Annotated in this window: 12 protein-coding genes, 2 tRNA genes and 2 pseudogenes; 10 read left to right on the top strand and 6 right to left on the bottom strand. The window is 64.7% G+C overall.

Annotated elements, in window-relative coordinates; all coding sequences use genetic code 11:
- The first annotated feature begins 204 nt into the window (after positions 1-204).
- The 5 genes from KJK29_RS21905 to KJK29_RS21885 all read left to right on the top strand — a co-directional run bounded on the left by KJK29_RS21905 (position 205) and on the right by KJK29_RS21885 (position 4,836).
- Complete coding sequence (locus KJK29_RS21905; RefSeq protein WP_215120842.1) at positions 205-1,395, top strand: hypothetical protein; 1,191 nt, start codon at positions 205-207, stop codon at positions 1,393-1,395.
- Between the two features lie 707 nt (positions 1,396-2,102).
- Positions 2,103-2,510 (top strand): restriction system modified-DNA reader domain-containing protein, encoded by a 408-nt coding sequence (locus KJK29_RS21900; protein WP_215120841.1) that lies wholly within the window; start codon positions 2,103-2,105, stop codon positions 2,508-2,510.
- A 62-nt stretch (positions 2,511-2,572) separates the two neighbouring features.
- Positions 2,573-3,136 carry a hypothetical protein gene (locus tag KJK29_RS21895; RefSeq protein ID WP_215120840.1) on the top strand — a complete coding sequence of 188 codons (564 nt, stop codon included), beginning with the start codon at positions 2,573-2,575 and terminating at the stop codon, positions 3,134-3,136.
- Positions 3,137-3,530: 394 nt separating this feature from the next.
- Positions 3,531-3,603: transfer RNA gene (locus KJK29_RS21890), tRNA-Arg, on the top strand.
- Positions 3,604-3,891: 288 nt separating this feature from the next.
- Positions 3,892-4,836: an abortive infection family protein gene (locus tag KJK29_RS21885; RefSeq protein WP_215120839.1), complete on the top strand. Its 945-nt coding sequence runs from the start codon at positions 3,892-3,894 to the stop codon at positions 4,834-4,836.
- A gap of 80 nt (positions 4,837-4,916) precedes the next feature.
- Here the strand turns inward: KJK29_RS21885 and KJK29_RS21880 are convergent, their stop codons facing one another.
- The 3 genes and pseudogenes from KJK29_RS21880 to KJK29_RS21870 all read right to left on the bottom strand — a co-directional run bounded on the left by KJK29_RS21880 (position 4,917) and on the right by KJK29_RS21870 (position 7,545).
- Positions 4,917-6,074, bottom strand: a complete 1,158-nt coding sequence (locus tag KJK29_RS21880; protein WP_215120838.1) for a tyrosine-type recombinase/integrase — start codon at positions 6,072-6,074, stop codon at positions 4,917-4,919.
- Positions 6,075-6,076: 2 nt separating this feature from the next.
- A pseudogene (locus KJK29_RS39280) lies at positions 6,077-6,286 on the bottom strand (excisionase family DNA-binding protein); the annotation flags it as partial.
- Positions 6,279-7,545: pseudogene (locus KJK29_RS21870) on the bottom strand (replication initiator). The pseudogenes KJK29_RS39280 and KJK29_RS21870, both read right to left, overlap by 8 nt.
- A 990-nt stretch (positions 7,546-8,535) precedes the next feature.
- On the opposite strand from KJK29_RS21870, the gene KJK29_RS21865 reads away from it, so the two are divergent.
- Positions 8,536-8,610, top strand: a tRNA-Ser gene (locus KJK29_RS21865).
- Positions 8,611-9,380: 770 nt separating this feature from the next.
- On the opposite strand, the gene KJK29_RS21860 is transcribed toward KJK29_RS21865, so the two are convergent.
- A complete protein-coding gene (locus tag KJK29_RS21860; protein ID WP_251057895.1) occupies positions 9,381-9,998 on the bottom strand; it encodes a hypothetical protein in 618 nt (205 codons plus the stop codon).
- A gap of 125 nt (positions 9,999-10,123) precedes the next feature.
- On the opposite strand from KJK29_RS21860, the gene KJK29_RS21855 reads away from it, so the two are divergent.
- Both KJK29_RS21855 and KJK29_RS21850 read left to right on the top strand, forming a co-directional pair.
- Entirely contained in the window at positions 10,124-11,233 is a 1,110-nt protein-coding gene (locus KJK29_RS21855; RefSeq protein WP_215120837.1) for a helix-turn-helix domain-containing protein, read from the top strand.
- Positions 11,234-11,247: 14 nt separating this feature from the next.
- Positions 11,248-11,820 (top strand): HD domain-containing protein, encoded by a 573-nt coding sequence (locus KJK29_RS21850; protein ID WP_215120836.1) that lies wholly within the window; start codon positions 11,248-11,250, stop codon positions 11,818-11,820.
- Between the two features lie 706 nt (positions 11,821-12,526).
- Here the strand turns inward: KJK29_RS21850 and KJK29_RS21845 are convergent.
- Together KJK29_RS21845 and KJK29_RS21840 are read right to left on the bottom strand one after the other, a co-directional pair.
- Entirely contained in the window at positions 12,527-12,898 is a 372-nt protein-coding gene (locus tag KJK29_RS21845; RefSeq protein ID WP_215120835.1) for a hypothetical protein, read from the bottom strand.
- A 721-nt stretch (positions 12,899-13,619) separates the two neighbouring features.
- Positions 13,620-14,431, bottom strand: a protein-coding gene (locus tag KJK29_RS21840) for an IS5 family transposase (protein ID WP_407700482.1) whose coding sequence is annotated in 2 segments (ribosomal slippage) — positions 13,620-14,105 and positions 14,108-14,431 — 810 coding nt in all. Because the reading frame shifts where the segments join, the coding sequence is not laid out codon by codon here.
- A gap of 86 nt (positions 14,432-14,517) precedes the next feature.
- Between KJK29_RS21840 and KJK29_RS21835 the strand changes: the two genes are divergently transcribed.
- Together KJK29_RS21835 and KJK29_RS21830 are read left to right on the top strand one after the other, a co-directional pair.
- Positions 14,518-15,036, top strand: coding sequence for a hypothetical protein (locus KJK29_RS21835; RefSeq protein WP_215120834.1), 519 nt, complete (start codon positions 14,518-14,520; stop codon positions 15,034-15,036).
- A gap of 112 nt (positions 15,037-15,148) precedes the next feature.
- A complete protein-coding gene (locus KJK29_RS21830) occupies positions 15,149-16,597 on the top strand; it encodes a HEPN domain-containing protein (RefSeq protein WP_215120833.1) in 1,449 nt (482 codons plus the stop codon).
- Positions 16,598-16,872 lie beyond the last annotated feature (275 nt).

The following is a 16,872-nucleotide window of genomic DNA, read 5'->3' as shown; positions in this document are numbered from 1 at the left end:
GCACCCTGCCAGCTGGCCGCTCCGGCTCTGCACTAGTGCCGCTGCCACGAGAAGGAAGGCAGGCGCCGCCAGGTGTGCCTCGAACCCTCGCCAAGACATCTGCGCCAAGGGGGCTTCGGCGTTGGAGGGCTAAGAACTGGCAGGTCACGCCGCTTCTTCCCCGCTGATGCCAGGCCACGGAAAACCCATGGCGGCCCACCTGACATGCGCCAGGCCAGCCAGGCCTTCCTGATACTTGTCCTCAACTCCCCTCTCCACAAGGAACATTGGAGTGTCGCCAAGATCTGCGTTCACCTGCGCCAGATGAAGGCCGTGTTCTACGCTGCGGACGCGTTATCTTGTCGCCGATTCTTCGGAGGAACCTTGGGCAAGGGCCAGCGCCGGTCGCCGGAGCCTCCCGCGAAACCGGTGCCGCATGATCGTGTCACCACTCCGGTGCTGGTCGAGTTGATCCCGTCCGTGGGGCGGTTCTCCGAGCCGTTCCGCGTCGACGATCTGCACGCGATGACGGGGGCCGGGCAGTGGGCCATCGGCCTGGCCATGAAGTTCCTGGCGGACTGCGGGCTGGTCAGGAAGCTCTCGGGACGTGGAATCTATGAGTCGACCCGAGCTGCTCAGGAGATCACTCTCGCCTGGGACAACCATCCCGAAGACGGCATGCGCGCCTTGCGAGATACCTGGGACCGCCTGTGGTTCGTCGGGGCAGCACGAAAGCGCACCCTCGAAACTTCCGCTCCTCGCGCGGCATTGCGGCTCCGGTTCGTCCAGATGGTCAAGACACCCGGCTACGAGAAGAGCATCGACCGTCTCCTGGATCTCATGATCGCGGTCGGATACCTGGTGGCCGAGAATGACGGCTTCCTCCGCTGGCACGAGAATTCCCCGGAGACCCCCGCGGCCGACAAGGAACAGCCTGCCGCCGACTCTTCGGAGTCCTCCTCGGACGAGCAGCCGGTCGGCGATGCACCTGACGAGCCGCAGGATCCCCCCTCCCAGAAATCCGAGAGCCAATCAGCCACTGCGTCGGGGCAGGACGACGAGGAGGCCACCACTCCGGGACCACGCAGCGGCAACGAGCAGGAAGCACGGCCAAGGTTCGGTCCCGAGGCTGACAATCTGCTGACTCATCGCCTTGGCGTCGGCGAGGCATGGCATCTGACTCCCGGAGAAGCGGCCGCTCTCCACGACCACGTGACCGGCTTGCTCACGGTCCTCTCGGGGATTAAGGCCCGTAAAGAGACGGAAGGCACCCCGCTGAACCCGGAGCTGCTCGGACCGATGTGGTCCCTCGCCCGTATCGCCGACATGGAACAGGACGAGTGGCTCACCACCCACCGGATGATCCGGGAGTTCAGCAGCCTCGGGTCGTTCCGGAAGGAGCACATGAGTAGCTGAAAGTCGGGTCCGGAGGCGCTCCATTCCTTGGCCGGAGAGGCGCCTCCGGACCCCGCCCAAAACCGAATCCGTTCACCGCGGGCGGAAAGGCCCGCGAGAAGGGGGGCTTTGGCGTGCCCTCACCCAAGGCGAGAGCCACTGACCACCGTAGCGCGACCATGCCGCGTACCCCATACGTTTCCGCAAACCCGCTGATCATGGCCGCCGCAGCGCGACGCCCTCGCTCCTGCGCGGGAGCCCGCGTGGCCAGGTGCACCCTGCGTGCCGCGTTTCTCCGCGTCATCCGTGTCTTGGACGACGCCGTCCGGGCCGGCCAGATGAGCCCACGAACGGCCGAGAGTTACATCGCCACCGGCGAACGCCTCTTGCGGTACACCGACGCACCCGGCCGGGACCGCGACGACGACATCACCCCCGTCCATGCCGACAGCACCCGCAAGCTCCGTAAGCCCGGCGTCGATGCGCTGTTCACCGAAGCCCGGTGTCTTGGCTTGACCTCCAAGGCCCCGCTGCCTGACCTGCCGCCCATCCCCCTCTCAGCACGTCGCGCTCCAGCTCCTGGTGCGTGTGCCAAGTATCAGGAGAGCGGCGCGCCCCGACGCCAGGAAGCCACGCAGCATCCCGCGGGGAATACACCCCGACTCCACTGAGTTACACTGCACACCCCAGTATTCAGCAGAACAATCAGTGGTGATCTCGGAGGTCGCATGCCCACCATCGTGCTCCATCTCCCACACGACCTGCTCTCCAAGCTGGCCGCGGCCGGACCGGACGGCACTGTCGAGCTGAGCCTCGACGTCCGCACCGGCGAACCGGGGCAGCCCGAAGAGGCTCCGCAGCCGAGCGGCCCGCTCGCTCCCCTGCTGCGCACCGGCCTCCTGGCTCCGGGCACACGCCTGCACCTTCATCAGCCGCGCGCGAACCGTTCCGCGACCGCGACGGTCCACGCTGACGGCACGCTGACGGTCGAAGGCAAGCTGACTCCCTTCCGTTCACCGTCGAAGGCCGCCTTCGCCGTGACACAGAGCCAGGCGAACGGTTGGCTCACTTGGCGGCTCGCCGACGGACGCACCCTCGACGACCTGCGCGACGAGCTTGAGCAGAGTGAGGCCTGACCCTGGAGAACACCGACGCGACACCCCCTCCGACTGGTCAACAGCCGACACCGCTCGCCTTCATGGACGAGTCCGAACCCGATCCCAAAACGGCCCCCGGCACCTACATCCTGGCCATCGCCCTGGTGCTGCCCGCCATGCTGGAGCCTGTCCGGGAGGCGATGCTGTCGCTACGTCTTCCCGGGCAACGCAAGCTGCACTGGCACGGGGAGTCCGCCGGTCGGCGCGCGACCATCGTCGATCGCATCGCGTCCCTTCCTGTCCGGCACCTGGTCGTCGTACGCGACGGGCTGCCCGAAGAGCCGTCGGAGCGTCGGCGGCGCAAGTGCCTCGCACGCGTGGTGTGGGAACTTGACCAACGCGGGGTGACCCGGCTCGTCGCCGAAAGCCGGGAGAGGAAGCAAAACGGCCGCGATGTGAAGGCCGTCGGCTACCTGCGCTCCAGCGGCATGGTGAGTTCCGCGCTGCACATGCTCCACGAGCCCGGCCCCTGTGAACCGGTGCTTTGGGTCGCCGACTGTGTCGCGGGGGCAGCCGCCGCGGGGCGATCCGGTAAGAGTCACCAATTCGATGCCCTGAGGCACACCGCAGATGTCATCCGCATCACAGCCGGCGGCACCGGATGACCCATGGACCGGACGGCGCAGGCCCGGGACCCCGCCGTCCGGCGGGAACTTCCCGGGCCCACTTCCGATCGCTCCGCGGAGGACCGGCGCAGTCGCCATTGTGGAACACCGCACAGGCAGCGTCGACGGCAGCACATCGACACGATGGCGAGCCAATGATCCGCCCCCACCAAGGAAGCCTCCAGGCAAGGCCCACGTCGTCCAGGAAGTCATCGACGCCCGCGCCTCCGCTCCGCCCAATCCGCTACGCTGTTCACGTCAGCGGTCAGGTCGCGCCAGACGCCCGCCCGGGAATCCGTCGCGAGCACCAGCGCACCCCCACTGGCCAGCGGGCTTGTACGCCTTGGCCGAAGATCCATCTGCTGGGTTTTCTCCAAGGTCCCTGACAAGCCCCGCCTTCGTAGCTCAGGGGATAGAGCACCGCTCTCCTAAAGCGGGTGTCGCAGGTTCGAATCCTGCCGGGGGCACAGCCAGAAGGGCCAGCTCAGGAGGGGTTTCCTCCCGGGCTGGCCCTTCGTCGTCTTCGAGGGCGTGCCACACGCGTGCCACACGCGTGCCACTACGTGGCTTCATGGGGTCCACGACCGGCACATCGGGCCCGCCTCTTGGAGAACCCTGCTGTCACGCTGAGCGAAGGGTCGTTCGGCCGCTCAGCCCTGCCAGTCGGCGCCTGGAAATGCGCAGCACAACAGCGGGCATCGTTGGGATACTCCTTCTGCCTCTATGGAGACATCTTGCACTGGAGGGACGGGGGCATGTCACCTGAAAGCCGGATCACCGAGCTCACTCGGCGCCGCATCGTCGATTGGCTGATACTCGGCAACGTGAACTGGGCAGGCCGCTTGGAGGAGGACGCCTTCCTAGCTCGCATCTACGACCTTGACAGCATGGAGAGCGGCGATCCGCGCTTCGACACCGCGCGAGGCGACATCTGGCAGCATCGTGTGCACAATCCGTATGACTGGCCCGACGACTGGATCTTCCAAGATCGAAGATTCGGGTTGCATCAGGGCAGCCCCGACGAGACGTTCCTCAAGTTCCTCTCAGAACTGCTTCACCCAATGGTCCGGTCGGACCGCGATGAGGTTGAGCGACTTCGCACCGAGTTCAACGAGGCACTGGCCCCAGACGGATACGAAATAGTGCAGAGCGGCAGCATCAGTGGCCATCCTCTGTACGAGGGGCGCTCCAGAAGCTCGTTCCACGGCTCACTTCCGCAACTGAATCTGGAGCAGCGTCCGCTTTTGACCAATCACCGCGTTCTTCAGGAACACCTAGACCGGATCCGCGACGGAGTAGATAGAGATTCTGCCGCCGCGATCGCCTCATGCAAAGAACTGGTCGAAAGCCTCTGCAAGATCATATTGGATCGCAGCGGGGTGGAGTACCCAGCGCACGACGATGTCCCGCAGTTGTACCGCAAGGTCGCCGAATTGCTCGCTTTGAAGGCGGAGTCGGTACCCGCAAGCGCGAAGGGAAGCGAGACCGCACAGAGAATCCTGCGCACGCTTTCGACTACAGTGCAGTGCCTTGCTGAGCTGCGCAATCAACTAGGCCTGGGACATGGACGCACCACCTCCAGTCCGGCCCTCACTCGGCATGCACGACTCGCACTCAACAGCACGGTCACCATTACAGAGTTCCTGCTCGACACTTGGCAGGAGCGCGTCGACAAAGGAACTCTCAGCATCGCCAGCTAATGCGAAAAGTGAAATGGTCAGCTCAGGAAGGCTCCCTGAGCTGACCTCTCTCACGTACAAGGTATGCCGCACGCACACCCTCAGTGCAGCGTAATTGCCACGTCCACTAGTCCAGGGGTATCTCTCCCACCCCTGCGAATCATGGCCCCGAGTCGGTCGGCGATGGCCCGGTCACGGTCACTGGTCATGTGCTGATAGATCAACGCGGCCCGGGAGCTGCTGTGCCCCATCCTCGTCATCAGCTCCCGCGTGCTGGCCCCGGCCGTGGAGGCCAGCGTGTTCCCCGTGTGGCGCAGGTCATGAAAGTGCAGCTCGGCCGTGACGCCCGCAGCCTTACGGGCCTTGACCCAGTCGTCCCGGAAGTTACTCCGCCGCAACTGCCCGCCCTGCGGCCCCACAAAGACGTGCCCCTCACGGCCGGGGGCGGCGAACTGCTCCAGGTGGTGCGAGACCGCATCGAGCAATTCGGCCGGGAAGGAAACAGAGCGCACGCCAGCCGCAGACTTCGGCGCCTTGTCGAAGAGCCGACCGTCCTGCAACTCGGCCTGAGCACGGCGCACAGTGACGGTTAGCCCTTCCTGGTCGATGTCCCGGCGTCGCAGGGCTGCCAGCTCCCCGAACCGCAGTGTGGTGAAGGCCGCCAGGAGCACGAGCAGCCGGTAGCGGGGCGCGGTGGAATCGGCGATGGCGAAGACCTCCGCCACCGTGAGGACGGGCCGCTCCGGCACGTCGTAGCGGTCCGCGCCCTTGATGCGGCACGGGTTGCGCCGGATCAGCTCGTCGTCCACAGCCGTGTTCAGCAGGGCGCGCAGCAGTTGGTACGCCTTGACAACCGTAGGTTCCCCGGTGCCGGCCGCGAGGAGCTTGCCGTGCCAACTGCGCACCCGGGCTGTCGTCACATCGGCCACGCTCCCGGCCCCGAAGGTGGGCAGGATGTGCAGCCGCATCACCGACTCGTTCCGCTCGCGGGTGCGGTCGGCGAGCTTCCGGTCCCGCAGCCACGCGGTGGCGTACTCCTCCAAGTTCACCGCCCCGGCGTCCGGGTCCGACCACTGCCCGCGCGCTACGTCCGACTCAATGTGTGTCAGAGCGACTTGGGCATCGGTTTTGGAACCGTAGGTCTTCTCCGCCGGGCGCAGTTGCCCTGACTCCGGGTCGCGGTAGCGGACCTGCCAACGACCGGACGGAAGCTGCCTGACCGAGCCGAAGCTCCGGCGCCTTCCTCTCTTGTTGGCCATGAGGCAGCCCTTCGCAGGGGCCCGCGCCGCTGACCGATCGGCTGCACCGTGTGGGCGTCGATGAAGGCGTTCAGCGCGCCTTCTGGGATGCGGACGTGTCGGCCGACCTTGACGAACGCGATGCGTCGCTCGGCGACCAAGCGGCGTGGGAAGCGCTCGGTGGTACCGAGGAGTTCGGCCACCTGCGCGACATTGAGGTAGCGGTCAGCCACGGGTGGGCTCTCCTTCCGTTCCGGGGGCGGGTTCGAGGGATGCGGCAAGCCAGGCTTCGGTGTCCGAAAGGCCCGGTTCCGGCGAAGACCCAGTGCGCGAGGACGTACGTCGTGTCGGGCTCGGGGCCGTTGGCTGTTGCGGCTTGGGCTCGGCGCCATTCGGCGCGGGCGTCGCGGAGGGCGCCGAGGGTGGTGGAGTAGCGGCGGGACTTGGTGGAGAGGTGGCCGCGGAATCCGAGCATGTGGGCCCAGGCGCGCAGGCGAAGGTGTTCGAGGTCCTTGCGTGCGCCGAGGAACCAGGCGGTGCGGATCATGCGGCGGGCGTGGTCGCTGATGTCGAGCTGGGCGAGTTCGGCGGCGAACTTGAGCGGCCGGTCGAGAGGTCCCGTGGCGGTCTCGGCGCCCTTGGTGGCGTACTTGGCGATGTAGGCAGCGACGGCCCGTTCGGTCAGCTCCTGGCCGCCGTTGAAGTCCGCCGAGCGGATGGTGCGTACGTCGAGTTGGCGGCCGAAGGTGAAGGAGTGTGCGCGGCCGTCGATGGCCGGGCCGTCCACCTGGACCTTGGCTGTGGCAGTGCGGATGGCGTCGGTGAGCAGCTCGGCCGTGGCCCAGGCAGGGGGCGGTGTGTCGCCGCCGCTGGGGCCGTCGATGCGGATGACGGCGTGGAAGTGGACGGCGCCGCGCTTCTGGTACTCGGCGACCTTGGCGAAGGACACGCGCGCGTGCTCGCGGAACCGGCGCTGAGGGAGGCCGGCGCGCTTGGCGACCTCTCGGCGGACGTAGGTCGAGAAGCGCCGCCAGAGCGGCCCAGCGTGGGCGTTCCACAGCACGGCCGCTTCGTAGTCGTAGGTGTCCGGGTCGAGCGGGGAACCGAGTACGTCGTCGTGCTGGGTGCCGCAGCGGCAGGGGCGGCCACTGGAGGGGCGGTTGTGGACCGGTCCGAAGCTCGGGGCGGTGAAGGTGGCGAAGACGCGGGGGTGGGCGGCGACGTGTTCCGGGATGCCCTTGCCGCCGCGCAGGCCCGAGGTGATCAGGTGGAAGGTGTCGCGGCGGTAGACCTCGGCGCAGGCGGCGCAGCGGGTCGTGCGGCGGTTGTTGCAGCGGACGAGGAGCTGTCCGGCCGGGAGGCTGGTCGAGTCGAGGCGGTGGAGGACGTTGCCGATCTCGCCGGTCGTCGTGTCGACGTCGTACTCGGTGCGGTGGCCGTCGAGGCGGATCGGGTGGGCCCCTGTCCAGGCCCCGCGTCGAGCATGAGCCACTCGTGCACATTTCGGCCGGGGCCAGCGCCTGCCAGCGATCTGACTTGTTGTCGGCACCGGTCGAACAACCCCCTAGCCGGACCGATTGCCACGCACGGTCGCGTTGGCGGCGGCGACCGTGTCGATGCCGGTGGGAGTTCGACCGGGGGCGTATGAGGAGTTTCGTGGGCGAGTGATAGTGACCAGCCAGGCCTCACCACCGCTTGAATCCGGCCAGTCTTGGCCGATGCCCATCGAGGCACACAACCACTTAGATTGTATGATCGCCAGCGACCAAAGACCTAGTCCTGCTGGGGGATAACATGCGAACACCACTGGCCATAAAGCGACTTACGGCCGTCGGATTGGCCTCGATGGGACTCGTCATCTCCATGAGTTCCACGGCCTCGGCCGATCAAGCCGGAGTGTGGATGAAGGATGGCCACTACTTCAGCATCCGAAAGACTGCCAGCACCTCGTCGACCCTACTCCACACCATTACCGACCCTCGCGCCAAGATTCCTTGCACCACGACCCCGTGCACGCGGAATAACAGCGGCGGCTCATACAAGTGCTGGTCTGGGGGTCCTTCCGGAAATGACTGGGTCAAGGTGAGGTGGGACGGAAAGACGGGTTGGGTGGCCGTCCTCTGTGTCGAAGGCGGACGCATCGACTGACTCGGGGTGCCAAGTTCTAATGGGACTCATGGGAACTAGCGGAGAATTCAGCTAGTCCAGCAACTGCCAAGAAGACCAAAGTTTCCCAAGTTAGGGCTCAAGTACCGTTTCCATGCGTCGGCGGTCACGGCTTGCTCTGTCGACGGCACCGGTAGCGTGGCTGATGCCGGTGGGGGCAGCGAGGCACACGCGTGCGTGGTCGGTCGGCGCACCCGCCTTCGTGGCTGACTGTCGTCGGCTGCGGTTCGTGCCACGACCGTGCCAGATGCAGCGGTCAACCTCGGTCAAGTAAAGCCTCACGGTCGAGTTAGCAGCCACCGCATCGGGTAATGAAGCCCCAGGTCACTGGTACGGTCTCCCAGCCGCTCTCCTAAAGCGGGTGTCGCAGGTTCGAATCCTGCCGGGGGCACAGACTGCGTAGCAGGTCAGAGAGTTACGGGCCCTCGTTCCATTCGAACGGGGGCCCGACTCGTGATCGACTGTCACAGGGAATCCACGCGACAGGCCACGAGGCCGAGGCACGCTGCCGTAGCTGTCGGTGAGGGCTCATGTGGTTTCGAACCGGTGCCTCACCCTTGCTCGACACTGACCCAGGCCGCCTACGTCATCGGCGCAGACCTAGCGGAGTCGGCAAGGTGAGCGGCTCGTGCAGCGAGGGATCTCCGGGACGAGCCGCGGGGGATGCCTGTTGCTGGCGCCGGCCGGTGGCGCGGGTCAGGTAGGAGTGCTACCCGGTGCCGACGCGGCGGCATACAGGCACCCGGGGGCTAACCGCTGCGGCCCGCCCCGCGCGGTCCATGAGGATGGCGGCGGATCCGCACGTTGCAGTCGGAGACACGCGACAGGTCACTCTCCGCCCTGGCGGCCTCCCGCTCTCTGGCAAACCGTTGGCACTCCGGACAGCCGCTCACGGGCTCCGGCTCGGGGAGTGGCAGCCTCCGCTCCACCGCCCTCTTGGCCCTGTTCACCGGTCTCCTCCTGGACCGACGGCGCGGGCCGCCTTGCGGTACTCCTCGCGCAGCCGGTCCTGCTCCGCACAGGGGAGGTTCAGGTTGGCCCCGTCGTCGTCCATGGCACGACACGTCGGGCAGGCAATGCAGTGATCGGCGAAGCGCACGAAGGCGGCCTGCTTGGGCGTGACTTGAGGGAAATCTGCGAGCGGCTCGCACGCGGTATCACTCACACTCCCTCCCCCGGGTCAGTACTGCGCCGCCCGGCGACGATCAGCCGGGCGACGGCGAGCGGGGCACACAGCGTCGCGGCCGATCCCATCGGCACCGACCAGTACGAGGCACATGCCCGGGCGCCTCCCACAGCGTCCACCTGCGGCACCCCGAGGTAGCTGCCGAGCCCAAGCAGTTCCACGCCCATCGCACGCCAGGCGTCGGCCGCCCGCTGCCACGCCTTCGGCATGTCGGCAGGCACGAGTGCGTAGTACCGGAAGTGCCGCGGATCGCAAATGACCGGACCACCGCCGAGAGCCTGGTCCATGAACGCGTCCAATTCAGCTGTCTCGGTGCAGCCTGTCAGGGCGGCCACGAGCTGACCGGGGATCCGCGCGGCGGAGAAGAGCGTGCCCAGGGGCAGCATCGCGACCTTGTGCTCCTGCCACTCCAACCTGGCCCGGTCGCGACTCGGCGCAGGCAGCGTCGACAGCAACCAGAGCACTGTCGCCGAATGCCGGTCCGCAGCTTGGGGTACGAGCACGCCGGGCTCGTGCTCAACATGTGGCAGCACACTGATCGCTCCCCACGGGCCTGCTCCTCGATCGGTACGCGCGACCGAATCGGATTCCACGGCAGCACCTTCCCTATACGCTCAGTAGTTGATTGGCTACCTGGACGGTAGAGAGCCCTGATCAGCGGCTGAAGTGACTGGCGGTACGGGTACGCAGAGGGGTCGCGAGGGGAGAGGTGGGCGTGATGCCGCCAGGCTCGGGAGAAACCCGGACCGGCAGTAGGGGTAGGCCTTCACGACCCCGGATCGGGGTCATCTCCGGCTACGCGTTCCGCGTCATCCGAGAGCAGATCGGCCACACACAGGAGGTCGTCGCCGAGCAGTTGAAGGTGTCGCCGGACACGATCGCGGGCTGGGAGTCGGGACGCAGGCCGCTGACCGCGGTGCCGTTGGGGCAGATGCTCGTACACCGCCGCCGGCTGATGCGGATGGGAACCTCGCCATCCCTCTTGCAGGCCCTGGAAAGAGCCATCGAGGCCGACGTCCTCCTGACGAGCGCCCTGGACGAGGAAACACCGCCCGAAGAAAGCTCACTGGGAGCCTGGGTCATGCAACGCGACCTCGTCGAGGTCCTCGCCTGGCCGCTCACACGGGTGCCACCTCAGACCATCCGCGATCTGCCCACCCCTCCCCGCCGCGGCCCCGTACCGTCGGCCCCCGAATTACCGGCCACCGACCGGCGCCGATTCTTCGCACGAATGCGGGACACCGCAGAGCAAGCCCGAGGCGAAGAACAATTCCTGCTGCGACGCCAAGCGCTGTACCTGTCCGGCTACGACGACCAGTCCGACACCTCCGAATGGCTCACCCACCAGCAAGCCACCGAACGGCCCAGAGGCCGGCTCATCGACTGGCTCAACGCCCGCTCTGTTGCGGCGGTCGCCGCGCGGCAGGGCGACCGTGACCGCATGGGCCACTTCATCGACACGGTCCTCATCGACGACGACCACGGCGAGGCAGCGAACCTGAACTACTGGGCCTACTGGATCGGCGAGTACCAACACCTCGAACTGTCCGACGACTTCATCGCCTCGCCCACCCCCGGGCCCTGGCCCGGAGACAAACTGCTGTCCCACCTGGCCCACGGGCTGGCGCCCCACCACGGGTACGTCGACCTGAACATCCACACCCTGTGGACCCTGCTCGCCATCAGACCGAACCTCTTGAAATCAGGCGCTGCGACCCGGGCCCTGAACGACCGGCTACCCGTGATGTTGGATAGCCGGGAACTGTCCGCTCGCGCCCGCCGTGAACTGGACAGCATCAGGTACGCGATCCGCCTCGCTGAGGCGTGAGAGGGGACTCAACCGTGGCAGAAGAGCTGGCCCAGGTCGCGCGGTTCCTGTTCGAAGCGGGAACGCTCAAGCAGTCCAAGCGCACCGGCTGGTGGATGGCCGGCGTACGCGATCCGGAGAGCGTCGCCGAGCACTCCTGGCGCACCTCACTGATCGCCTCCGTCATCGCCAAGCTGGAAGGCGCGGACCCCGCCCGCGCCGCCTTCCTGGCGGTCTGGCACGACTCCCAGGAAACCCGCACCGGCGACGTCAACCACCTCGCGAAGAAGTACGCCGGCGAGGCCGACCCACAGGCCGTCACCGCCGACCAGGTCAAGGGCATGCCCGAGATCCTCGCCGCCACCGTCCGAGAACTGATCACCGAGTACGAAGCCCGCGAATCCCCCGAAGCAATCTGCGCCCGCGACGCCGACAAGCTCGAGTGCATGCTCCAGGGCATCGAGTACAAAGCCCAGGGCTACGAACTCGCCCAACGCTGGATCGACAACAGCCGCGCTCGGCTCACCACGAAGACGGCCAACGAACTCGCCGACCAGCTCCTTGAGATGGACCCGCTGGACTGGCTGCGCAGCACCATGGGCGAGTAACACCAACCCCCCACACAACGACAGGCGCCCCCTCACGCCCTCGAGCCCAAGGGGACCGTCACAGATGCCCGGGCCACGCCACGAAGCATGGGCATGGCTCTACGAGCAGCAAGCCAAGACGACAAGCGCCCCCTGGCATCCGAGCCCTGCCCCATCACACACGCCGTACCCCGCACCGCCTGGACGATCCGGCCAATGCTCCGCATCCCCCTCGCTCACCGCCGGATCCGCGAACTTCCCGCGTGCGCACCCAACTTCAAGCCCACGCCACAGCCTGAGTTACAACCTTCTCTACTGGTTCAAGTCGGCTCGCTCCGCTCGCCGCGCGCGGCCCGGCCCCCGGCCGGGCCTGCGCTCCTGTCTCCGCCCCGCTCCAGCCCGGCCGGCGTCCGTGCCGCGCGCACAGCAGTCAGCCACCTGATGCCAGAGAAGGGGTACGTCGTGGCTGGGGCGGTCGGCTCCACGGCTTTAGGCAGCCACTTTGGCGCGAGCCTCGAAGATCATGGCCCCAACGTCGTGCTTTAGCGGGCAGGTCAACAGACTGCCCGACGCGCCGGAAGCTTACGGGGCCATGATCACTCGCGCCAAAGCAGCTCCAGCCCAAAGCCGCTCCGCCGACCTCAACCTAGGCCCTGCACGTCGCAACATAAGGCAATAAGATCTCAACGACCGGGTTTCAGTTAGAGGTCCTAACGGAATGACCTGCTCAGTGATTGATCGACAGCCCATTGGCTGGCGTATCACCACTGTTCGTGTCCCAAGCGCGCACATTGACAGACTCCCAGCCCGCTTCCGGTATGTGGAAGGTGTATTCGAAGTCGAACCATCCACGTTCAAGCCCGAAGCTATCTTCGCGGTACACCACCGGATCGGCAGGGTTTCTGAAGATTGCCCACGCAATATGCACATCCCCCTCCATGGTGAAATCCTTTCCACGGATCCGAATGTTAGAGCTGCCTATATTCTCTCCAGCAATGCGTGGTTTCATCGGATAGGGAAGACAGAAATTAAGCGTACTGTCGAGACTTACGGGGCTGTAATGATTATCCCCATCTGCCGGGCACACCGAGTTGGACATGAAACCACCAAAGAATAGCGCCTGACATTTCCAGCAATTACGCCAATTGCTCTGAAGGTGGTCGCCGTCACCCAGACCGTGAACCAGTCTGTAGTTGGGCGCAGGGTCACCGTGAACGTGCCCGTGGCCGGGGCGTGCCGGACAGATGCCATCCTCCCCGTACCGCGGCGGAATATCCGGGTGGCCAGAAAAATAGAGAACGTAACAGTAGATGCATCGCCGCCAATTCTCCTGGAAGGGGACAAACGGCAGCGATATCTCACCTAGCGTGAACTGCGCCCCTGCAGGTTGATGCATCCCGCTCTCCGGGCACTTCCCCATGTCGTAATCCTCTTGGTCGCCATAGTAGCCAGCATAAAAGAGCCCTTGGCAGTCCGAGCAGTTCCGCCACATAGGAGCACCTTCCATCTTCCGGAAAGCCGGTATCTACCCTTCCTTTCCCGGGTAGTCTGGGTATTTCGGGACCCCGACAAGGTGCGCCGATGCGAACGGCATCCTCAATCCTGCGAGAGGCAAGCCGAAGCCGCCATGGCGGGATTCGCCATTCGCGAGGCCTGAGGAGAGGTGTAAAGTCCCATGGCTATTGGGCCTTTCGGGACGACATGGAACTGGTTGACCGTTTGACGGCTCCTGAGCTTTGGCAGGGTCGCCGAAATCCTCACCATCAGTTTCACTCTGTTGGAGCAACCTGGCCACTGGTGGCTACTCCGCCTAACAGCGGCTAACACAATGACTTGATCTGTCTGAGAGTGATGAGACAGCACGCCAGGCGGAGGAATGCTTCGTGCATGTCGGCTCGTCTCTCCCAGCGGATGCGCAGGCGTTTGAAGCCGTGGAGCCAGGCGAAGCTGCGCTCAGCCACCCACCTGTAGGTCCCAAGTCCGGTGCCGTGCCGAGTGCCGCGGCGGGCGATGGCGGGAACGATGCCGCGTTGGCGCACGCGGTCACGGTAGATGTCGTGGTCGTAGCCGCGATCCGCGAAGAGTGAGTCGGGCTTGCGGCGGGGATGGCCGCGTCGGCCCCGCACGGGTGGGACCGCATGGAGCAGGGGCAGGAGCTGGGTGACATCGTTGCGGTTGCCGCCGGTCAAGAGCACGGCGAGCGGGGTTCCATGGCCGTCGGTGATCAGGTGGTGTTTGGAGCCGGCCCGCCCTCGGTCGACCGGCGACGGGCCGGTGTGGAGCCCCCTTTTAGGGCCCTGACGTGGCTGGAGTCGACGACCGCGCGCGACCAGTCCAGCCTCGACGCCGCGTTGAGTTCGGACAGCAGCACTTCGTGCAGCAGTTGCCACACCCCGGCCGCGTTCCAGTCCCGCAGCCGCCGCCAGCACGTCATGCCCGAGCCGAACCCCGACTCCTTGGGCAAGTACTCCCACTGAATGCCGATGTACAACACGTACAGGACCCCGCACAGCACCTCCCGGTTCGGCAGCGGCTTGCGTCCTGGGTATCGGAACCGGCGCTCCTTGCTCTGCAGTAACGGCTCGATCCGCTCCCACAGGTCATCGGACACGATCCATGGCAATGTCCCCATGATCTGACTAACGTCCAAGGCCCGGCTCGGGCGCGACGATCAGCTTGGATAGCGGCCGGGCCAGTTAATTGCACGAGGGGATGGGGATGAACGCAGAGACCGTCACGGCGATATGCGCTGTGGTGATCGCCGTCGCTTCGCTTGTCGTCTCGGTCTACCAGACGCACGCGATGCGGCAGCACAACCGGCACTCGGTGCGCCCGATGCTGCAACTACACCGGGGCTGGCCCCCAGGAGGCAGAGCGGGGATCCGGCTCATCAACTCTGGACTGGGCCCAGCTGTCATCGTCGACAGCACGCTGATGGTCGATGGCGAAGCGATCGGTGCGTGGAACGAGCCCAGCGTCAACAGCCTCCGCGAGCGCCTCGCGGTACGCCCGTCCGCTGTGACCTTCAACGACGGTGAGGTCATCGCTACACACTACGAACAGTACTTGTTGAGTGTCGCACGCTATGACCAGCAGAGTCACGCCGAAATCGAGGATTTGATCAACCGTCGGCTCACGCTCAAGATCCGTTACGAGTCCCTGTACGGCGGGGAAAACTTCCAAGTCATCCTTATTCCAGGACCGTTAAACGGAACGCTTCGCCTCTCAGACGGCTGACTGAGAGCCGCGCGCAGGCGCCTGACCGGTGCAAGCCCACGGCGTGCCGACGGGCAGCGGGGACCACCGGCGCACAGCAATCATTCTGTTAGTGCTTGTTAGGGAGGGAAATATGGCCAGTGGACCGACACCAGTCGACCTGAATCTCTGGGAAGCATCGAAGCGGCTCACCGAAGACGCTATCGCGGCACTTAAGGCAAGGAAGGAGAGCGGGGGACACATTTCGCCGCACCTTAATTACCCGAGGTTGCGCACGCTGGACAATGGAATGCCGAGCATCACCCCCACCTTTAACTCGGGCCCTCCTCACTACGACTTCGCCCTTTTTCAGGATTTCCGCAAGGATGGCGTGGCAGAATATGAAGAATGGGAGAGTTATCAAGCTTACATTACTCACGCCAGATCATCCGAAAAGGTGATGGAGTATTACAATCCAAACTATCGAGAAGCCTCCAAGGATGAACTAACTGACCGCATCCTTGCATTCCTGCCATTCGAGCTGGCCGACCGATATCTAAGCACTACAGGTAGCAATGCTGGTGACATTGACGAAGAGTCTCTACTTTCAATCTACCTGGAACTTGAAGCACCGATATTCACGCATAACCTGCCAGTCCCTGCCGTGATTCCACTAGCTCTCACCCCGATGGATATCGACCAGCTTGATCTTCTGCCGAACGTACGCGTCGAGCGCCTATCAAATGAAGAGCAGCTCGCGCGGTCCGTTTCCGATTACGGCGACTCGAACGTGGCAATGAACAAGTGGGTTGTGCATGCGGCAACACATGCACTCGTAGTCGATAACCTCAACATTTCACACCAGCATCGCTGGGATTTTGACTACCTTCCGATTCGCGCAGATGTGACGGACCTTGCCGACGACTTCGTTCGTGCTATCGCCATTTCAATGAGACGCGACACGGGGTACGCGCAAATTTACTACAGACCACAGGGATGGGCTCGCGACTTTACGGCGAATCTCCCTGCAGTGGTGGGAGTTAGCTTTCTCCGCAGATATCCACCAAAGTTTGATCACTCATGGCGGAATGACGTACCCAGCCTGACATTGGAAGAGTGTCAGTCGGTGGCCGAGACATTCAAGAGTCTTCGTGCATGCGAAACCAGAATAAAACTGGCAGCACGGCGCCTTGGCATGGGGCTATTTCGGGAAACCGAAGAAGATTCGATTTTGGACTACTGCATTGGCCTAGAGGCGGTCTTCGGCGATCTTGGCCCTGGGGAGACAACCTACAAACTTGCCATGCGCGGAGCCAAGGTTCTTTCATCACAGCTAGCGATCTCCGAGTCTGAAGCCTTTACCTGCTTTAAGAAGATCTATGCATACAGGTCTGCGGTAGCGCATGGAAAAGGCAATACTGAGAAGCTGCAGATCATCAAGCTAAGGGACGACCTTGAAGTCTCGGCGGAGGTAGCTGCTAAGGAGTTTCTCAGAATGGGCCTAACGGCGGCTCTGAAGGACCCGAGGCTGACCGTGGAATACATCGACCGCAACCTCTTGCTGAGCTCGGAGATTAACCAAGATCCCGATGTATCCCAATGACGCAATCCTCGAAGCTGCGTGACCGACACTCGAACTACTAACCCTGCGCTAACACGACGCTGCCGCCGACGGCGATAAGGACGGACGGCAGCGGCAGTCAGCAACGCGGCTCAGCAAAGCCGGGGTCGTCTAGCAGTGGTCGTTGGGCCATCAAAGGTCACCCGATACCAACGGACAACGACGGAAGCCCACGCAACTAAGCTGGTCAGAGCCGTGGGCTTCTTCAGTCCCACCGGTCAGAGGAAAAGCCGTTTCGTAGGCCGCTAATGGTTGCA

Source organism: Streptomyces koelreuteriae, from assembly GCF_018604545.1.
GTDB lineage: Bacteria > Actinomycetota > Actinomycetes > Streptomycetales > Streptomycetaceae > Streptomyces > Streptomyces koelreuteriae.
This window is presented reverse-complemented; position numbering and strand designations above follow the sequence as displayed.